The sequence below is a fragment of the uncultured Brevundimonas sp. genome, assembly GCF_963974615.1.
Classification (GTDB): Bacteria; Pseudomonadota; Alphaproteobacteria; order Caulobacterales; family Caulobacteraceae; genus Brevundimonas.
In genome coordinates this window covers 80,882-97,169 of record NZ_CAXBDH010000006.1, presented here as the reverse complement: position 1 = coordinate 97,169, position 16,288 = coordinate 80,882, and the positions used below count along the sequence as shown (strand labels likewise).

Sequence of the window (16,288 nt, the reverse complement as noted above, 5' to 3'; positions counted from 1 at the left end):
AGGATGCGGTTGATGGTCAAGTCGGGAAAACAGGCGCGTCGCAGCGGGGCGCTGGCGGGGTCGCCGAGCCATCTGATGCACCGTGCCCTGCAGCTGTCGCTCGATATCTATACGGAAGAGGCTGGCCCCGATGGCCTGACCCAGCGCCAGTTCGCAGTTCTGGAGGCGGTGTCGCAGAAGTCGGGCCTGACCCAGACCGATCTGGTGCGGGCCACCGGCATCGACCGTTCGACCCTGGCCGATCTGGTGGCACGCATGACCACAAAGGGTCTGCTGGACCGTGAGCAATCGACCCTCGACGCCCGGGCCAAGGCGGTCAGCCTGTCGGCGGCCGGGGCTGCGGCACTGGATGCGGCCCGGCCGCGGGTGGAGGCGGCGGACAAGCGGATTCTGGCCCTACTGCCCAAGGGCAAGCGTGCCGGCTTTCTGACGCTGCTGGCTGATCTGGCGGCGGCGGCCGACGCGGTGCCGGACAAGGCCCAGGCAATGGCCCGTGAGACCAAGAAGGCCCAGAAGGAGGCGCGCAAGGCCGAGCGTCTGGCGAAAAAGGCGGCGAAGTCCGAAAAACCGTCGCGGGTCGCCAAGGGTCGCAAGTCCTGATCCTCGCGCGGGTCGACTCGAAGCTAGATCCGGATGTCCAGATAGCTGCCCGGACGCAGCGGGCGGGTCGGGTCCGGGGCTGACGTCGGTGTCGTGTTTGTGGTGACCGACGGCCGTTCGGACGCCCGGGCCACAGCCATGGGCGCTGCGGCTGGCGTGGTTGCCTGCACCTGACCGAGGGCGGCCCGGAAGAAGGCGGCGCGCGCGGCATTTCCGGCAGCCTGGGCCGGCGGTGTCAGGCCTGTGCCCGGCAGGGGGGCGGCCGCCTCGGGTCGAATCGCGCTCATGCGAACAGGGTTAACGAGTCTTGTCGAAAAAGGGTTAACGTCGCCGGTGACGACGGGGGATCAGCGACGCGTGGCTGTGGGTAGCGGGCGTGGCGGAGCCTGCAGCGCCGCGGTCAGCTGCGCGATGTCGGCGGCGTCGATCAGCGGTCCCGAATGTTTGGCGACGACCTGACCCGTGGCGTTCACAGCGAAGCTTTCAGGCACGCCGGAGACACCGAGGTCGAGCCCGGCCCGGCCCTCGCGATCAACCAGAACCATGGCGAACGGATTGCCGAATTCCTCGAGGAAGGCGCGGGTGGCGACAGGATCGTCCTTGTAGGCCACGCCGACGATGGCCACGCCCTGCGCTTTCATTGCCAGCAGCGTCGGATTCTCGACCTGACAGGGTGCGCACCACGAGGCGAAGACATTGACGATCATCGGCCGTCCCACGCCTGCGGTCTTGAGGTCGAGCACGCCGGGGCCGGCCTGGTCGCCGGTCAGCAGGGGCAGGACCGTCTCGGGAATGGGCTGGCCGACCAGGGCGTCGGGCTTGAAGGCCGGGTCACGCTTCAGCGACCAGCCGATGAACAGGGCGGCGAGGGCGGCCACTACTGCCAGCGGGATCAGGGACAGCCAGCGGTTCATTCGGAGGCCGGCTCCACGGCCCGGTCGGTGGCCGGGGTCTCGAGCGCTTTCAGTTCCCGGGTCCAGCGCCGGGCGGCGCGGGCGGCGCGGGCGGTCAGGATGCCGAGCACCAGGGCGCTGAGCCCCCAGGCGGGCCAGACGAAGGCGGCATAGGCTCCCATGTCGAGGTCGGGCATCTCAGGCCTCCAGGGCGGCGCGGGCGCGCAGGGTCAGGACCCGGCGGCGGACGACTTCGGTGCGGATGGCGGTCAGCCACAGGGCCAGGAACAGGGCGGTATAGGCGGCGATCATGGTCAGCAGTGGCGTCAGGAACACCTCGCTCATCGACGGACCGCCCATGCGCAACAGGGAAGCGGGCTGGTGCAGGGTGTTCCACCAGTCGACCGAGAATTTGACGATCGGCAGATTGATCAGCCCGACCAGACCCAGCACGGCGGCGGCGCGTCCGGCCCGGGTCTCGTCGTCGATGGAGGCCCGTAGGGCGATGTAGCCGATGTAGAACAGGAACAGGATCAGCACCGACATCAGCCGGGCGTCGCCCCAGGCCCACCAGGCTCCCCACATGGGCTTGCCCCACAGCGAGCCGGTGACCAGGGCCAGGGCGGTGAAGGCGGCCCCGGGCACGGCGGCGGCGCGGGCGGCGGCGTCGGCCAGCGGATGGCGGAACACCAGGGCGAAGAAGCTGGAGATGCCCAACGCCGCATAGGCCATCAGGCCGAGGGAGGCGGCCGGGACATGGACGAACATGATCCGCACCGTGTCGCCCTGCTGATAGTCTTCGGGTGCGGAAAACCCCAGCCAGGTCCCGGCCGCCAGCAGGACGGCGGCGATCGCCCAGAGTCCCGGCACCAGCGGGCGGGTGAAGCGCATGAAGCGCTCGGGATTGGCGAGTCCGAACATCGGGTCTCCTTAGCGGCCTATCGCGTGTCGCGCCACATGGCGGGGCGCGACCGATCGCGCCGGATCCCGGAGGTTGACCTCAGCCCTGGGCGTTGCGGATCGCTGCCGCGCCGGCCAGCGGGCTGATGACCATGGCGAACAGCGCATAGGCGGCCAGCAGGGCCAGGGCCGGAGCCGGGTCCATGCCGTTGGCGGCCCGCTCCAGCGCCCCGGCTCCGAACACCACGGGCGGAATGAACAGCGGCAGAACGACGATGGCGATCAGCAGGCCGCCACGCCTTGTGCCCAGGGCGAGGGCGGCCCCGAGGGCCCCGGTGAAGGCGAAGCCGAGCCCGCCGATCATTGCGGCCACGGCGGTCAGCGGCAGGAGGTCGGTGGACTGGCCCAGCGTCAGGGCCGCGACCGGGGCGGTCAGGGCCAGGGGCAGGCCGGTGGCCAGCCACTGGCTGAAGGCCTTGACCGCGAAGATAGCCTCCAGCGGCAGGGGGCCGGTGGTCAGCAGGTCCAGCGCCCCGTCCTCGAGGTCGCGTTCGAACAGACGTTCCAGCGACAGCATCGAGGCCAGGGCCAGGGCCAGCCAGGCGATGGCCGAGGCCACCGGCTTCAGCCCGACCGGATCGCCGCCGGCGGCCAGCGGCACCAGCACGGTCAGGCAGACGAAGAAGCCACAGGCCAGCAACGGCCCCCCGCCCCCGCCCCAGGCCAGGGACAGTTCGCGCCGGAACAGCACGGACAGGGCGGTGCGGAACGGGCTCATCGTCCCGCTCCCAGATCGAGGGTGCGCGTCGGGATCGGCAGGGGGTCATGGACAGCGGCGAGGATCAGGCCGCCGCCGTGCAGGTGACGGGCCATCATCTCACCGACGATGCCGCGCCAGCGGGCATCGAGCGGGCTGAGCGGCTCGTCCAGCAGCCATAGCGACCGGGGCGAGCCGACCAGCCGGGCCAGGGCCAGACGACGGCGTTGCCCGGCAGATAATTGACGCACTTCCAGATCGAGCAGGGGGGCGAGACCGAGGGTCTCGATCGCCTCGGCGATGCCCCTGTGGCTGTGGCCCAGCCATTCCGACTGGAACATCAGTTCGTCGCGGGCGGTGCGGGCGGTCTTGAGCCCGTCGAGGTGACCCAGCAGATGCAGGCCGTGGCCCCGGGCCTCATGGGGGTCGATCGCCCCGTCGTCGGTGTCGAGGAAGGTGACGGTACCCGACTCGGGCCGGATGAAGCCGGCAATGGCGCGCAGCAGGCTGGTCTTGCCCGCTCCATTGGCCCCGGTCAGGGCGACGGCTTCACCGGCCGGGAGGGTCACATCCAGGCCCCGGAATAGCAGGCGTTCGCCGCGGGCGAGGGACAGGCCGGTGACAGAGAGGGTCGCGATCATGATGCCATATCCGCACGCCGGACACGCGAGGCCAAGTTGAGACCCGTTCTCAATCTCCACAACGCCGTCATGGGTACATGGACGACGGCGTCACCACGCACTATATCCGGCTTTGCCGCAGCAGGCTTTCGCCGCGCGCGGCGGGGACCTGTGTGCCCCGTCGTCTGTCGCGCGATCGCGCAACCGGATGTCCGGGCGGCTTTGACCAGAGGAAGCTCTCCATGCCGTCAGTTGACAGCCTTACCACCCGCCGGGACATGACCGTCGGGCGCAAGAAATACGCCTATTACAGCCTTCCGGCCGCCGAGGAAGCCGGTCTGGCCGGGATTTCCCGCCTGCCGCGCTCGATGAAGGTGCTGCTCGAGAACCTGTTGCGCAACGAGGACGGGGTTTCCGTCACCGAGGCCGACCTCAAGGCCGTGGCCGCGTGGATCGACAACAAGGGTTCGGTCGAGCACGAGATCGCCTTCCGTCCGGCCCGCGTCCTGATGCAGGATTTCACCGGTGTGCCCGCCGTGGTCGATCTGGCCGCGATGCGCGACGCCATGGCCGCCCTGTCGTCCGATCCGGCCAAGATCAATCCGCTGACGCCGGTGGATCTGGTCATCGACCATTCGGTCATGGTCGATCATTTCGGCACGCCGGGTGCCTTCACCCAGAACGTTGAACGAGAATACGAGCGCAATATCGAGCGTTACAATTTCCTGCGCTGGGGGTCATCGGCCTTCAATAATTTCCGCGTGGTTCCCCCGGGCACCGGCATCTGCCACCAGGTCAATCTCGAGAACCTGGCCCAGACCGTGTGGACCGTGGCCGAGGGCAAGGCGACCGTCGCCTATCCCGACACCGTGGTCGGCACCGACAGCCACACCACCATGATCAACGGCCTGGCCGTACTGGGCTGGGGTGTCGGCGGCATTGAGGCCGAGGCCGCCATGCTGGGTCAGCCGATCCCGATGCTGATCCCCGAGGTTATCGGCTTCCGTCTCGACGGTCGCCTGCCCGAGGGGGCCACGGCCACCGACCTGGTGCTGACCGTCACCCAGATGCTGCGCAAGAAGGGTGTCGTCGGCAAATTTGTCGAGTTCTTCGGCCCCGGCGTCAGCAGCCTGACCATCGAGGACCAGGCCACCATCGCCAACATGGCCCCGGAGTACGGGGCCACCTGCGGCTTCTTCCCGGTGTCCCAGGCGACCATCGACTATCTGACCGCCACGGGCCGGGACAAGGCGCGCGTCGCCCTGGTCAAGGCCTATGCCGAGGCCCAAGGCCTGTGGATCGACGAGAGCTCGGAAGACCCGGTGTTCACCGACATCCTGTCCCTGGACATGGCCGAGGTCGTGCCGTCATTGGCCGGGCCCAAGCGTCCGCAGGACCGCGTCGCCCTGACCGATGCCGCCCCGGCTTTCGAAACCGCCATGGGCGAGGTCTTCTCGCGTCCGGACGCGACGGCCCGCTTCCCGGTCAAGGGTCAGAAGTTCGATGTCGGCGACGGTGACGTGGTCATCGCCGCCATCACCAGCTGCACCAACACCTCCAACCCGTCAGTGTTGATCGCCGCCGGTCTGGTGGCGCGCAAGGCCCACAAACTGGGGCTGAAGGTCAAGCCGTGGGTCAAGACCTCGCTGGCACCCGGCTCGCAGGTGGTCACCGACTACCTGACCGCCGCCGGCCTGCAGGCCGACCTCGACGCCCTGGGCTTCAACCTGGTCGGCTACGGCTGCACCACCTGCATCGGCAACTCGGGCCCGCTGGACCCGGCCATCTCCAAGACCATCAACGACAACGGCCTGGTCGCCACCTCGGTGCTGTCGGGCAACCGTAATTTTGAAGGCCGGGTCAATCCGGACGTCCAGGCCAACTATCTGGCCTCGCCGCCGCTGGTGGTTGCCTATGCCCTGGCCGGTTCGATGCGGATCGATATTTCGAAGGATCCGATCGGTCAGGACAAGAAGGGCAAGGATGTCTTCCTGAAGGACGTGTGGCCGACCTCCAAGGAGATCGCCGACATCCAGAAGAAGGCCGTCACTCCGGCCATGTTCGCCAAACGCTATGCCGACGTGTTCAAGGGCGACAAGCACTGGCAGGGCATCAAGGTCACCGGCGGCCAGACCTATGCCTGGGATGACGCCTCGACCTATGTACAGAACCCGCCCTATTTCGACGGCCTGTCGATGGAGCCAACCCCGGTCACCGATATCGTTGAGGCCCGGGTCCTGGCCATCTTCGGCGACTCGATCACCACCGACCACATCAGCCCGGCCGGTTCGATCAAGAAGAGCTCGCCTGCGGGCCAGTATCTGACCGATCATGGCGTCGATGCGCTGGAGTTCAACTCCTACGGCGCGCGTCGCGGCAACCATCAGGTGATGATGCGTGGCACCTTCGCCAACATCCGTATCCGCAACAAGATCACGCCTGAGATCGAGGGCGGGGTGACCAAGCATTTCCCGTCGCAGGACACGATGTCCATCTACGATGCGGCAATGCGGTACCAGTCCGAAGGCCGGCCGCTGGTCGTGTTTGCCGGCAAGGAATACGGCACCGGTTCGTCGCGTGACTGGGCGGCCAAGGGCACGCGGCTGCTGGGCGTGCGCGCGGTCATCGCCGAGAGCTATGAGCGGATCCACCGTTCGAACCTGATCGGGATGGGCGTGGTGCCGCTGCAGTTCAAGGCGGACGGCTGGACCAAGCTGGGCCTGACCGGCGAAGAGATCGTCACCATTCGCGGCCTCTCCGACGTCAACACCGGCAAGCTGCGTCCGCGGCAGGATCTGTGGGTCGAGCTGTTCCGTCCGTCGGACGGCAAGATGGCCCGCTTCCCGGTCCGCTGCCGCATCGATAACGCGACCGAGCTCGACTATTTCAAGGCCGGCGGCGTGATGCCCTATGTGCTGCGCAATCTGGCGCGAGATTAAACAGGACGCCTACGCCGGTGACGGCGTGAGGATATGACGAGGGGTCGGCGCGCAGGTGCCGGCCCCTTTTCACGTTCCAGCGGCCGGATCAGTCCAGCTGCATGGCTTCGGCCAGCAGTCTCGCTTCGGCGGCGCGGCTGGAGCCCTTGCGCCAGGCGACGACGATCTCGCGGCTGGGGGCCTTGGCAGCGATGGGGCGGATAACCACCCCGGGATCATCGGCCAGACCGGCATCGACGGCCATGCGCGGCAGGAAGCTGACCCCCAGACCCGAGGACACCATCTGGACAAGGGTGTGCAGGGAGGTGGCGGCGAACACGTCATCGCCCCGGGCCGGCTCGATGTCGAAGGCGGCCAGAGCCTGGTCGCGCAGGCAGTGGCCGTCCTCGAGCAGGATCAGGTCCTCGGCCTTCAGGGCCCCGGGGTGGATGGCCCCGGGTACGGCCAGCCGGTGATTGACCGGAGCCGCAGCCAGGATCTCGTCGTCGCCGATATGGGCATGGTCGATGCCGGGGGCGCTGTAGGGCAGGGCGATGACGGCGGCGTCGAGCTGACCGGCCTTGAGGCCGGCGATCAGGCGTGGCGTCAGATCCTCACGGATGAACAGACGCAGGGCCGGATAGGCCAGTTTCAGTCCCGGCAATTTGGCCGGCAGCAGGAAGGGGGCGATGGTCGGAATGATGCCGAGACGGAAGCGACCGGACAGGGGCTTGCCTGCACTTTTCGCCGCCTCGACCAGGTCCTCGGTGCGGGCCAGAACGTCCTCGGCCCGGCGTACGGCCTCGGTCCCGACCGCAGTCAGCTGGACATTGCCGCGCGTGCGCTCGACGACCGGGCCCCCGAGAATTTTCTCCAGCTCCTGCACGCCCGAGGACAGTGCCGGCTGGCTGACGTGGGCGGCCTCGGCAGCGCGACTGAACGAGCCGTGTTCGGCCAGGAGCTTGAGATACTGGAGCTGTCGCAGGGTGGGGAGCATGAGAGTGACATAGGGGTTCGCTATCGTGAGATCAAAATCTATCGACTGACTTCATAGACGATGGTTGGGCCGGCAAGCCTTTCCCCGCCGTGCCACCGAAGCACACGACGGGGAAAGGCGAGTCAGCTCATCGTGCCCGGGCTGGCAGATCGAAGCGATCGGCGTTCATGACCCGGGTCCAGGCCGTGACGAAGTCGCGCACGAATTTCCCGCCCGCGTCGGCGGCGGCATAGACCTCCGACACGGCCCGGAGCTGGGAGTTCGAACCGAACACCAGGTCCGTGCGGGTGGCCGTCCATTTTTGCCGGTCGGTCGCGCGATCGGTGCCGATGAAAACGTCATCGCCTTCATCGTCGACCTGTTTCCACGCCGTGCCCATGTCGAGCAGGTTGACGAAGAAGTCGTTGGTCAGCACCTGCGGCCGCTCGGTGAAGACGCCGTGCTTCGATCCGCCGTGGTTGGCTCCGAGAACCCGCAGCCCGCCGACCAGCACCGCCATCTGCGGCGCACTGAGCCCGAGTAGCTGGGCCCGGTCGAGCAGCAGTTCCTCGGTCGGAACGCTGAATTTGACCTGCAGATAGTTGCGGAAGCCGTCGGCCCGGGGTTCGAGCACCTCGAAGCCCTCGGCGTCGGTCTGGTCCTGCGTCGCGTCGGTCCGCCCGGGGGTGAAAGGGACCTCGACGGCATGGCCGCCGTCCCTCGCTGCCTTTTCGACGGCCGCTGTCCCGCCGAGCACGATCAGATCGGCGATGGAGACCGTCTTGCCGAAGTCCGACTTGATGCCCTCCAGCACCTTCAGCACCCGGGCTAGCTGTTCAGGCTGGTTGACGTCCCAGTCCTTCTGCGGGGCCAGACGGATGCGCCCGCCATTGGCCCCGCCGCGATGGTCGGAGCCGCGATAGGTCGAGGCCGAGGCCCAGGCTGTCTCGACCAGTTCCGACACGGACAGGCCGGAGGCGAGGATCGTCGTCTTCAGGGTCGCGATGTCGGCGTCACCGATTACCGGGCCGCTTCGCGCAGGAATCGGGTCCTGCCACAGCAGGTCCTCGGCCGGCACTTCCGGACCGAGGTAGCGGGCCTTGGGGCCCATGTCGCGATGGCACAGTTTGAACCAGGCGCGGGCGAAGGCGTCGGCGAACTGGTCCGGATGGTCGCGGAACCGTTCCGAGATCTTGCGGTAGGCAGGGTCCATCTTCATCGCCATGTCGGCGGTGGTCATCATCGTCGGCACGCGCCGGTTCGGGTTGTGGGCCGCCGGGGCCAGATCTTCCGGCCTCTGGTTGACCGGCTGCCACTGTTTGGCTCCGGCCGGGCTGGTCACCAGCTCATAGTCATAGTCGAGCAGCATGTGGAAATAGCCGCCGTCCCACTGGATCGGATTGGGTTTCCACGAGCCTTCGAGGCCGCTGGTGATGGTGTGGTCGCCGATGCCGCTTTCGTAGGTACTGTGCCAGCCCAGACCTTGCTGGGCGATGTCGGAGCCTTCGGGCTCGGCCCCGACCAGGGCCGCGTCGCCCGCGCCATGGCATTTGCCGAAGGTGTGTCCGCCGGCGGTCAGGGCGACGGTCTCCTCGTCATTCATGCCCATCCGGGCAAAGGTTTCACGGATGTCGCGGCCCGAACCGATCGGATCTGGATTGCCGCCGGGGCCTTCCGGATTGACGTAGATCAGCCCCATCTGGATCGCGGCGAGCGGGTTCTCGAGCACCTTCTCCTGCTCGGGATCGATACGGGTGTCGCCCAGCCATTCTTCTTCCGTGCCCCAGTAGATGTCCTTCTCGGGCTCCCAGACATCAGCGCGGCCGCCGCCAAAGCCGAACACAGGTCCGCCCATCGACTCGATGGCGACGTTGCCGGCCAGGATCATCAGGTCGGCCCACGACAGGCTGGCCCCGTATTTCTGCTTGATCGGCCACAGCAGCCGGCGCGCCTTGTCCAGGTTGGCATTGTCCGGCCAGCTGTTCAGCGGGGCAAACCGCTGCGAGCCCGACGACGCTCCGCCGCGGCCGTCGCCACTGCGATAGGTGCCGGCGCTGTGCCAGGCCATGCGGATGAAGAAGGGACCGTAATGGCCGTAGTCGGCCGGCCACCAGGGCTGGCTGTCGGTCATCAGGGCGGTCAGGTCGCGCTTGAGCGCGGGGTAGTCCAGCGACCTGAATGCTTCGGCATAGTCGAAGCCCGCGTCCATCGGGTCGCCGTTGACGCCGTTCTGGCCGAGGATGTCCAGCGAGAGCTGGTTGGGCCACCAGTCGCGGTTCGTCCGGCCCAGCAGGGATCGGAGCGCTCCACTCCCTCCGGCCGGGCAACCAAGGGAGCCGCTGCCTGTGTTTCCGTCCATGACGCACCTCTTTTTGTCCTGATCGATGGGACAAGCCTAGGCCGACCTTCACCCAAAGGATAATCGATAAAGGTTCTCGGAATGAACGGAAAAATCTATACTCACTCTTCGCTCGACCGGCCAACGCTATAAATGTAATCTATTCGTACTTGCGAAACGATCGATTTGACTTCGCGGTTGCGAAACCCCAGTTTGCGGCAACGGCGGAGAGGTCTCCCTCTCCGCCGCCTTTTTTGTCCCTGGATTGTTAGGATCACATATGCTCGGTGTTGGTGAAAAGCTGCCGGAATTCAAAGTCATTGGCGTGAAGCCGGGCTTCAACGACCATGAAGAAAACGGCATTTCCGCCTTCGAGCCCATCACCGGCGAGAGCTTCGAGGGCAAGTGGAAGGTCATCTTCTTCTACCCGAAGGATTTCACCTTCGTCTGCCCGACCGAGATCGCCGAGTTCGCCTCCCTGGCGCGCGAGTTTGACGACCGCGACACTGTCGTCATGGGTGGCTCGACCGACAATGAATTCGTCAAGCTGGCCTGGCGTCGCGATCACACCGATCTGAGCAAGCTGCCGATCTGGCAGTTCGCCGACAATGGCGGCAAGTTCGCCCGTCAGCTGGGTATCCTCAACGAAGAAGAGGGCGTCGCCCTGCGCGCGACCTTCGTCGTCGATCCGCACAATGTCGTGCAGCACGTCTACGTCACCAATCTGAACGTGGGTCGCGCCCCGGCCGATACCCTGCGCGTCGTCGACGCCCTGCAGACCGACGAACTGTGCGCCTGCAACCGCCCGGTGGGCGGCGAGACGCTCGCGGCTTAAAGGCGGCTGACCAGGTGATGGAAGGCGGCGATGTTTTCGTCGCCGCCTTCCCGCTGCCCACCTTTTTATTTTGGGCGCCACGTTCGGCTCGCGAAACCTCGCGACATGGGCGTGATTGCGCCCGTCAACCAGACGAGCCCCCATGCGGCTCAAGCAGCGAGTGACCGCGTCGCGAGCGGTAGCCGCTTCCCAAAGGGAACCTGACAAATGTCGATCGACGCCCTGCGCGACCTGATGCCCGCCTATGCCAAGGACATCTCGCTCAATCTGTCCTCGCTGGCGAACGAGACGGTCCTCAGCGACCAGCAGAAATGGGGCTGCTTTCTCGCCTGCGCCCATGCGGTCGGCGTGGCCCCGGTGGTGCGGCTGATCACGGCGGCGGCCGGTGAGGCCCTGACCCCGGAGGCGGCCTCGGCGGCAAAGTCTGCGGCGGCCATCATGGGCATGAACAACATCTATTACCGGGCCCTGCACCTGATGCAGAACACGGAATACACCACCCTGCCGGCTCGGCTGCGCATGAATGTTCTGGCCAATCCGGGCGTCGACAAGGCCGATTTCGAGCTATGGGAACTGGCCGTCAGCACCCTGAACGGCTGCGGCTCGTGTATGGATGCCCATGAGGCGGCGCTAAAGACTCACGGCGTGCCCAATACCCACGTCCAGGCCGCCATGCGCATTGCCGCAGTGGTTCATGCCGCCAGTCGGATTGCCGCCTCGGAAGCGGCTCTGGCTGACTAACCGACAGGCGCGGCCCAGTCCGTGCCCTTCAGGGCGGCGGCATAGGTCCGGCTGACCGGGGCTGCCGCGCCGTCTGACAGCATCAGCTGACCCCGGCCTGCCTTCCAGCGCGCGCTCTCGACGGCGGTGCGCGCCACCCACCACGAGCGATGGGTGCGAAAGCCGTCCGCCGTGTCCAGCGCGGCCAGCGCATCGGCGAACCGCATCAGGATCAGGTCCGAGCCGGCTTCAGTGCGAATGCGCAGATAGTGGTCTTCAGCCTCGACCGCGACCAGACGCGCCCGGGCCAGACGCGGCGACAGTCTGGCGCGCAGGGCCGGCGGGGCGATGCCGGCCGCGGCGGGGGGGCGCGGCTCGTGGCGGTGCAGCGCCTTGCGCGTCAGCCAGGCCAGCACCACCACCGCGACATTGATGGTCAGTACATCCGGCATGACCAGAAGGATGTGCCAGCCCGAGGCCGGCATACCGAAGAAGATCAACGGCACCAGCGTCACCCACGCGGCGATCGGCGGGGTCATGGCCACCAGTTGCGCCAGCGCGAACAGGCGGGGCCGACCGGCCAGCCGGCGGGCGACCACCGGTTCGATCAGGGCCGCGATCACACCGCCGCCGATCATGGCCAGCTGCCAGTAGAGATAACGGGGGATCGTGGGGATCTCGCCGGTGTTGAACGGGGCGATCGCACCGAGAAACAGGCCGAACAGGACCAGGGCCGCCAGTTCGGCAACCCCGGACCGGCCCAGTCTGAACGCTGCCAGAACCCTGATCGCCTGTCCTGCCCGCACGCGCCGCCCCGTTGGCGAAGGAAGACGCTCCGTTCGCGAAGGTGAGGCTGACACACCTCCTCGCCGTGGTTCAAGGCGGATCGGTCAATACGGGAGAGATGGGCGTGACGAGAGTGATCGGGACGGTGATGTTCGGGGTGATGGCGCTTATGGCGCTGGGTGTGGCGCTGGTCAGTGCGCGCTATCTGCTACCCGGGTCGCCATTCCCCGCGCCGCTGATGGTGCAGCAGCTGGCGAACTGGCCGGTCGCGGTGATGGCCCATGTCGGCGGCGGCGTCACGGCCCTGGCGCTGGGGTCGTTCCAGCTGGTGACCCGGCGCGGCGCGCGGCGCGCCTGGCACCACTGGGCCGGGCGGATCTATGTCGTCGCCTGTCTGGTCGGCGCGGTGTCGGGGTTCTGGCTGGCGCTGTATGCTTCGGCTGGTCCGGTCGCGACGGCCGGGTTCGGGGGCCTGGCCATCGCCTGGTTCGGAACCACGACAATGGGCTGGAGACAGGCCGTCGCGGGCCAGTACGCCGCGCACCGGCGCTGGATGATCCGTAGCCTGTCGCTGACCTTCGCGGCGGTAACGTTGCGGTTGATGCTGCCGTTGATCCCCCTGACCGGACTGGAGTTCGTCGAGGGCTATCGCGCGATCTCGTTCCTGTGCTGGGTGCCCAATCTGCTGCTGGCCGAGCTCTGGCTCCGGACTGTCGGCCGGGACGTCCGGTCCCGGGGGTTGCCGGTTTCGGTGTAGCGAATTCAGCTAGGCGACGGCCCCCGCCAAGTCAGGTCGGGTTGAAGGTCAGGGGGGCACCCCAGAACCGGGCCACCAGGCCAGACTGGGCCCCCGGTTTGCCGGTGGTGAGAAATTCCCGTCGGCCGGCCTGGCCGAGATCGTAGTCGGGATGCCGCGCGAAATAGCGTTCCAGCGCATCGGCCACGGCGGTCGGCTGGTGGATCAGCGGCGTACCCGGCGGTAAGGCGGCGGCGAACATGTCGGCAACGATCTCATAGTGGGTGCAGCCCAGGATGGCCTTGTCGGGCTGGCGACCGATACGCCGGCGCAGGGCGTCGACATGGTCGTTGACCACCACCTTCAGTTCCTCGGCCGGGGCTCCCAGTTCGATCAGTCCGGCCAGACCGGGACAGGGTTCGGAAAAGACGGCCAGATCCTCGCGACGTTTGTCGATCTCGATCTCATAGACGCGGCTCATGGCTGTGGCGGCGGTGCAGAAGACGCCGGTGACGTCGATCGCCTCGATCTTCTCACCCAGGCGTTCGGCCTCATAGGTCCAGGGCAGGCCGGTGGCGGCCTCTATGGTCGGCACGATGATGCCGAGCACGTTCAGCGGGCGACCATGGCGGGCCCGTGCTGCCGGCACCCAGGTCTGTTGCAGCCGGCGCAGGGCGATGGCGCTGGCAGTGTTGCAGGCCAGGATGATCAGGCTGGCTCCGGCCTCGAACAGCCGCTCACAGCCGGCCTGGGTCAGGTTGACGATGTCCTCGCCGTTGCGGCCCCCGTACGGGGCGTTGGCCTGATCGGCCAGATAGATGAAATTCCGGTCGGGGAACCGTTGCGTCAGTTCGCGGTGGACCGTCAGGCCGCCTACGCCGGAGTCAAATACACCAATCGCCATGGTGCGGCCTTTAGCCGCCCGGCCCGTTCGCGTCCAATGTTCAAGATTACGGCCCGTTCATGTGACGGTCAGCCGCAATGGGCCTAGGGTGGGGTATCCGACCCTTTTCAGATTACGGAGCGATCATGCACAGACGTCACGTCCTCATCGGAGGAGCCAGTCTCTTCGCCCTTACCGGCTGCGCGTCTGCGGATGCAATGATGGCCGACGGCCCCATGCCGCGGACGCTCGCCGCCGATGCGGCTGTGGCCCGCCGGGTTCTGCCTGTGCAGACTCCCCGCGCCGAGTTGTTGCAGCCCTGGACGGGAGGCTATGGCGGCGTGCCGCCGTGGGACAAGGTGACGGCGGCCAAACTGCGTGCCGCCATGATCGAAGGTATAGAGCTGCAGCGGGCCGAGATTCAGGCCATTGCCGACAATCCCGCTCCGGCTACTTTCGCCAACACCATGGTCGCCTTGCAGATGGCCGGCGAACCGCTGGATCGTGCGAACTCGATCTACGGCGTGATGGTCCAGAATATAGGCTCCGAGGACTATCAGGCACTCGATACCGAACTGTCGCCGCTGCTGTCCGCGGCCGGCGACGAGATCACGTTCAACGCCAATCTGTTCCAACGCATCAAGGCGGTGGCCGACGGCGCGGCGGCGATGGGGCTGACCGCTGAACAGACCCGGGTGGCGACGCGCAGCCGGGACGCCTTCGTGCGTAACGGCGCGGCCCTGGACACAGCCGGCAAGGCCGAACTGGGCCGCATCAACACCGCCCTGTCGAATGCCTTCACCAGCTTCAGCCAGAAGGTGGTGGCCGACGAGAACACCTGGACTGTCATTCCCACAGAAGCCGGAATGGCCGGGATGCCGGCGTCAAACAAGGCCGCCGCCGCCGCCGCCGCCCGCTCACGCAACCTGCAGGGCTGGGTCATCGTCAACAGCCGTTCCAGCGTCGATCCCTTCCTCAGCTTTGCCGATAACCGGGCGCTGCGGGAAACCGTATGGAAGAAATTCGTCAATCGCGGTGACAATGGCGACGCCAATGACACCAATGCGATCATCGCCGAGATCGTGAAACTGCGGGCCGAACGGGCCCACCTGCTGGGCTTCGCCAACCATGCCGAATGGCGCATGCAGGACACGATGGCCAAGACTCCGGCCGCGGCGATGGGCCTGATGAACCGGGTCTGGGCCCCGGCCAAGGCCCGGGTCGCTGAGGAGGTCGCGGACATGCGCGCGATCGCCGGCCATGACATCGAGCCGTGGGACTATCTGTATTATGCGGAGAAGGTCCGGAAGGCGAAATACGATCTCGACCAGAACGAGCTCAAGCCCTATTTCGAGCTGAACAACGTCCGCGCAGGCTCCTTCGCCATGGCCGAGCGCCTGTACGGCTTTACCTTCACCAAATTGCCGACGGGTTCGGTGCCGGTCTTCCATCCGGATGTGACCGTCTATGAGGTCAAGGATCACGGGCGACCGGTCGGCCTGTATTACACTGATGACTATGCCCGTCCGGGCAAGCGGTCAGGAGCCTGGATGACGACCTACCGGTCGCATTCGACCTATGACGGCGACGACAATGTGCTGGCCTCGAACAACAATAATTTCACCAAGGCCGAGGGCAACCAGCCGGTTCTGATCTCGCTCGATGACGCCGAGACCATGTTCCACGAGTTCGGTCACGCCCTGCATTATCTGTCGTCGAATGTGACCTATCCGGCGCTGGGCGGCACGCCGCGCGACTTCGTCGAATATCCGTCACAGGTGCACGAACACTGGGTGCTGAGCCGGCCGATTCTCGACGGCTATCTGAAACACGTCGAGACCGGTCAATCGATGCCGCAGTCGCTGGTCGACAAGATCGAGTCCGCGGCGACCTTTAACCAGGGCTATGCCACGGTCAGCTATCTGTCCTCGGCGCTGGTCGACATGGACCTGCACACCCGGGCGACACCGCCGACCGATATCGATGCGTTCGAACGCGAAAGCCTGGCCCGCTACGGCATGCCGAAGGAGATCGTGATGCGGCACCGCCTGCCGCAGTTCAATCACCTGTTCACCTCGGACGCCTATTCGGCCGGGTATTATTCGTACCTGTGGTCGGAAACCATGGACGCCGACACATGGGCCTATTTCGAGGAGTCGGGCGATGTGTTCAATCCGGACATCGCCAGCCGCTTCAAGTCGATCATTCTGGCCCCGGGCAATACTACCGATCGCGGTGAGGCCTATCGCCAGTTCCGCGGTCGCGATCCGGACGTGGCGGCGCTGCTGAAGGTGCGGGGCTTCCCGGTCAACTGAAACGAAATCCG

16 protein-coding genes are annotated in these 16,288 nt (G+C 66.6%); 6 read left to right on the top strand and 10 right to left on the bottom strand.

Annotated features, from left to right (window positions below; genetic code table 11):
• The first annotated feature begins 12 nt into the window (after positions 1 to 12).
• Positions 13 to 600, top strand: a complete 588-nt coding sequence (locus AAC050_RS05570; RefSeq protein WP_339914071.1) for a helix-turn-helix domain-containing protein — start codon at positions 13 to 15, stop codon at positions 598 to 600.
• A gap of 23 nt (positions 601 to 623) precedes the next feature.
• Here the strand turns inward: AAC050_RS05570 and AAC050_RS05565 are convergent, their stop codons facing one another.
• From AAC050_RS05565 to ccmA, 6 genes are all read right to left on the bottom strand, one after another.
• Positions 624 to 887 carry a hypothetical protein gene (locus AAC050_RS05565; RefSeq protein ID WP_339914070.1) on the bottom strand — a complete coding sequence of 88 codons (264 nt, stop codon included), beginning with the start codon at positions 885 to 887 and terminating at the stop codon, positions 624 to 626.
• Positions 888 to 947: 60 nt separating this feature from the next.
• Positions 948 to 1,514 (bottom strand): DsbE family thiol:disulfide interchange protein, encoded by a 567-nt coding sequence (locus tag AAC050_RS05560; RefSeq protein WP_339914069.1) that lies wholly within the window; start codon positions 1,512 to 1,514, stop codon positions 948 to 950.
• The gene (gene ccmD / locus AAC050_RS05555; RefSeq protein ID WP_339914068.1) at positions 1,511 to 1,690 is read right to left on the bottom strand and encodes a heme exporter protein CcmD; all 180 of its coding nucleotides are present in this window, start codon (positions 1,688 to 1,690) and stop codon (positions 1,511 to 1,513) included. The genes AAC050_RS05560 and ccmD overlap by 4 nt, the downstream gene beginning before the upstream one ends.
• 1 nt (position 1,691) lies before the next feature.
• Positions 1,692 to 2,414, bottom strand: a complete 723-nt coding sequence (gene ccmC / locus AAC050_RS05550) for a heme ABC transporter permease CcmC (RefSeq protein ID WP_339914067.1) — start codon at positions 2,412 to 2,414, stop codon at positions 1,692 to 1,694.
• A 79-nt stretch (positions 2,415 to 2,493) separates the two neighbouring features.
• A complete protein-coding gene (ccmB, locus tag AAC050_RS05545) occupies positions 2,494 to 3,171 on the bottom strand; it encodes a heme exporter protein CcmB (RefSeq protein ID WP_339914066.1) in 678 nt (225 codons plus the stop codon).
• Positions 3,168 to 3,791: a heme ABC exporter ATP-binding protein CcmA gene (gene ccmA, locus AAC050_RS05540; RefSeq protein WP_339914065.1), complete on the bottom strand. Its 624-nt coding sequence runs from the start codon at positions 3,789 to 3,791 to the stop codon at positions 3,168 to 3,170. The genes ccmB and ccmA overlap by 4 nt, the downstream gene beginning before the upstream one ends.
• A 221-nt stretch (positions 3,792 to 4,012) precedes the next feature.
• Here ccmA and acnA point away from each other — a divergent pair, with 221 nt between their 5' ends.
• Positions 4,013 to 6,709, top strand: a complete 2,697-nt coding sequence (acnA, locus tag AAC050_RS05535; RefSeq protein WP_339914064.1) for an aconitate hydratase AcnA — start codon at positions 4,013 to 4,015, stop codon at positions 6,707 to 6,709.
• Positions 6,710 to 6,797: 88 nt separating this feature from the next.
• On the opposite strand, the gene AAC050_RS05530 is transcribed toward acnA, so the two are convergent.
• Together AAC050_RS05530 and katG are read right to left on the bottom strand one after the other, a co-directional pair.
• Positions 6,798 to 7,685, bottom strand: coding sequence for a hydrogen peroxide-inducible genes activator (locus tag AAC050_RS05530; RefSeq protein WP_339914063.1), 888 nt, complete (start codon positions 7,683 to 7,685; stop codon positions 6,798 to 6,800).
• Between the two features lie 127 nt (positions 7,686 to 7,812).
• Positions 7,813 to 10,023: a catalase/peroxidase HPI gene (katG, locus tag AAC050_RS05525; protein WP_339914062.1), complete on the bottom strand. Its 2,211-nt coding sequence runs from the start codon at positions 10,021 to 10,023 to the stop codon at positions 7,813 to 7,815.
• A gap of 259 nt (positions 10,024 to 10,282) precedes the next feature.
• Here katG and AAC050_RS05520 point away from each other — a divergent pair, with 259 nt between their 5' ends.
• Positions 10,283 to 10,837, top strand: a complete 555-nt coding sequence (locus tag AAC050_RS05520; protein ID WP_339914061.1) for a peroxiredoxin — start codon at positions 10,283 to 10,285, stop codon at positions 10,835 to 10,837.
• Between the two features lie 207 nt (positions 10,838 to 11,044).
• Entirely contained in the window at positions 11,045 to 11,578 is a 534-nt protein-coding gene (locus AAC050_RS05515) for a carboxymuconolactone decarboxylase family protein (protein ID WP_339914060.1), read from the top strand.
• Here AAC050_RS05515 and AAC050_RS05510 read toward each other — a convergent pair.
• Positions 11,575 to 12,363 carry a LytTR family DNA-binding domain-containing protein gene (locus AAC050_RS05510; RefSeq protein ID WP_339914059.1) on the bottom strand — a complete coding sequence of 263 codons (789 nt, stop codon included), beginning with the start codon at positions 12,361 to 12,363 and terminating at the stop codon, positions 11,575 to 11,577. The genes AAC050_RS05515 and AAC050_RS05510 overlap by 4 nt on opposite strands.
• 104 nt (positions 12,364 to 12,467) lie before the next feature.
• Here AAC050_RS05510 and AAC050_RS05505 point away from each other — a divergent pair, with 104 nt between their 5' ends.
• Positions 12,468 to 13,100 (top strand): DUF2306 domain-containing protein, encoded by a 633-nt coding sequence (locus AAC050_RS05505; protein ID WP_339914058.1) that lies wholly within the window; start codon positions 12,468 to 12,470, stop codon positions 13,098 to 13,100.
• Positions 13,101 to 13,131: 31 nt separating this feature from the next.
• Here the strand turns inward: AAC050_RS05505 and AAC050_RS05500 are convergent, their stop codons facing one another.
• Positions 13,132 to 13,983 (bottom strand): aspartate/glutamate racemase family protein, encoded by an 852-nt coding sequence (locus tag AAC050_RS05500; RefSeq protein ID WP_339914057.1) that lies wholly within the window; start codon positions 13,981 to 13,983, stop codon positions 13,132 to 13,134.
• 125 nt (positions 13,984 to 14,108) lie between these two features.
• Here AAC050_RS05500 and AAC050_RS05495 point away from each other — a divergent pair, with 125 nt between their 5' ends.
• A complete protein-coding gene (locus AAC050_RS05495; protein WP_339914056.1) occupies positions 14,109 to 16,277 on the top strand; it encodes a M3 family metallopeptidase in 2,169 nt (722 codons plus the stop codon).
• The last annotated feature ends 11 nt before the right edge of the window (positions 16,278 to 16,288 follow it).

Excerpts from the sequence above, each read along its gene's own strand:
- ccmD (WP_339914068.1), bottom strand. The coding sequence starts at position 1,690 with ATGCCCGACCTCGACATGGGAGCCTATGCCGCCTTCGTCTGGCCCGCC.
- AAC050_RS05495 (WP_339914056.1), top strand. The coding sequence starts at position 14,109 with ATGCACAGACGTCACGTCCTCATCGGAGGAGCCAGTCTCTTCGCCCTT.
- acnA (WP_339914064.1), top strand. The coding sequence starts at position 4,013 with ATGCCGTCAGTTGACAGCCTTACCACCCGCCGGGACATGACCGTCGGG.
- AAC050_RS05560 (WP_339914069.1), bottom strand. The coding sequence starts at position 1,514 with ATGAACCGCTGGCTGTCCCTGATCCCGCTGGCAGTAGTGGCCGCCCTC.
- ccmC (WP_339914067.1), bottom strand. The coding sequence starts at position 2,414 with ATGTTCGGACTCGCCAATCCCGAGCGCTTCATGCGCTTCACCCGCCCG.
- AAC050_RS05570 (WP_339914071.1), top strand. The coding sequence starts at position 13 with ATGGTCAAGTCGGGAAAACAGGCGCGTCGCAGCGGGGCGCTGGCGGGG.
- ccmA (WP_339914065.1), bottom strand. The coding sequence starts at position 3,791 with ATGATCGCGACCCTCTCTGTCACCGGCCTGTCCCTCGCCCGCGGCGAA.
- katG (WP_339914062.1), bottom strand. The coding sequence starts at position 10,023 with ATGGACGGAAACACAGGCAGCGGCTCCCTTGGTTGCCCGGCCGGAGGG.
- AAC050_RS05520 (WP_339914061.1), top strand. The coding sequence starts at position 10,283 with ATGCTCGGTGTTGGTGAAAAGCTGCCGGAATTCAAAGTCATTGGCGTG.
- AAC050_RS05565 (WP_339914070.1), bottom strand. The coding sequence starts at position 887 with ATGAGCGCGATTCGACCCGAGGCGGCCGCCCCCCTGCCGGGCACAGGC.
- AAC050_RS05530 (WP_339914063.1), bottom strand. The coding sequence starts at position 7,685 with ATGCTCCCCACCCTGCGACAGCTCCAGTATCTCAAGCTCCTGGCCGAA.
- AAC050_RS05500 (WP_339914057.1), bottom strand. The coding sequence starts at position 13,983 with ATGGCGATTGGTGTATTTGACTCCGGCGTAGGCGGCCTGACGGTCCAC.
- ccmB (WP_339914066.1), bottom strand. The coding sequence starts at position 3,171 with ATGAGCCCGTTCCGCACCGCCCTGTCCGTGCTGTTCCGGCGCGAACTG.
- AAC050_RS05515 (WP_339914060.1), top strand. The coding sequence starts at position 11,045 with ATGTCGATCGACGCCCTGCGCGACCTGATGCCCGCCTATGCCAAGGAC.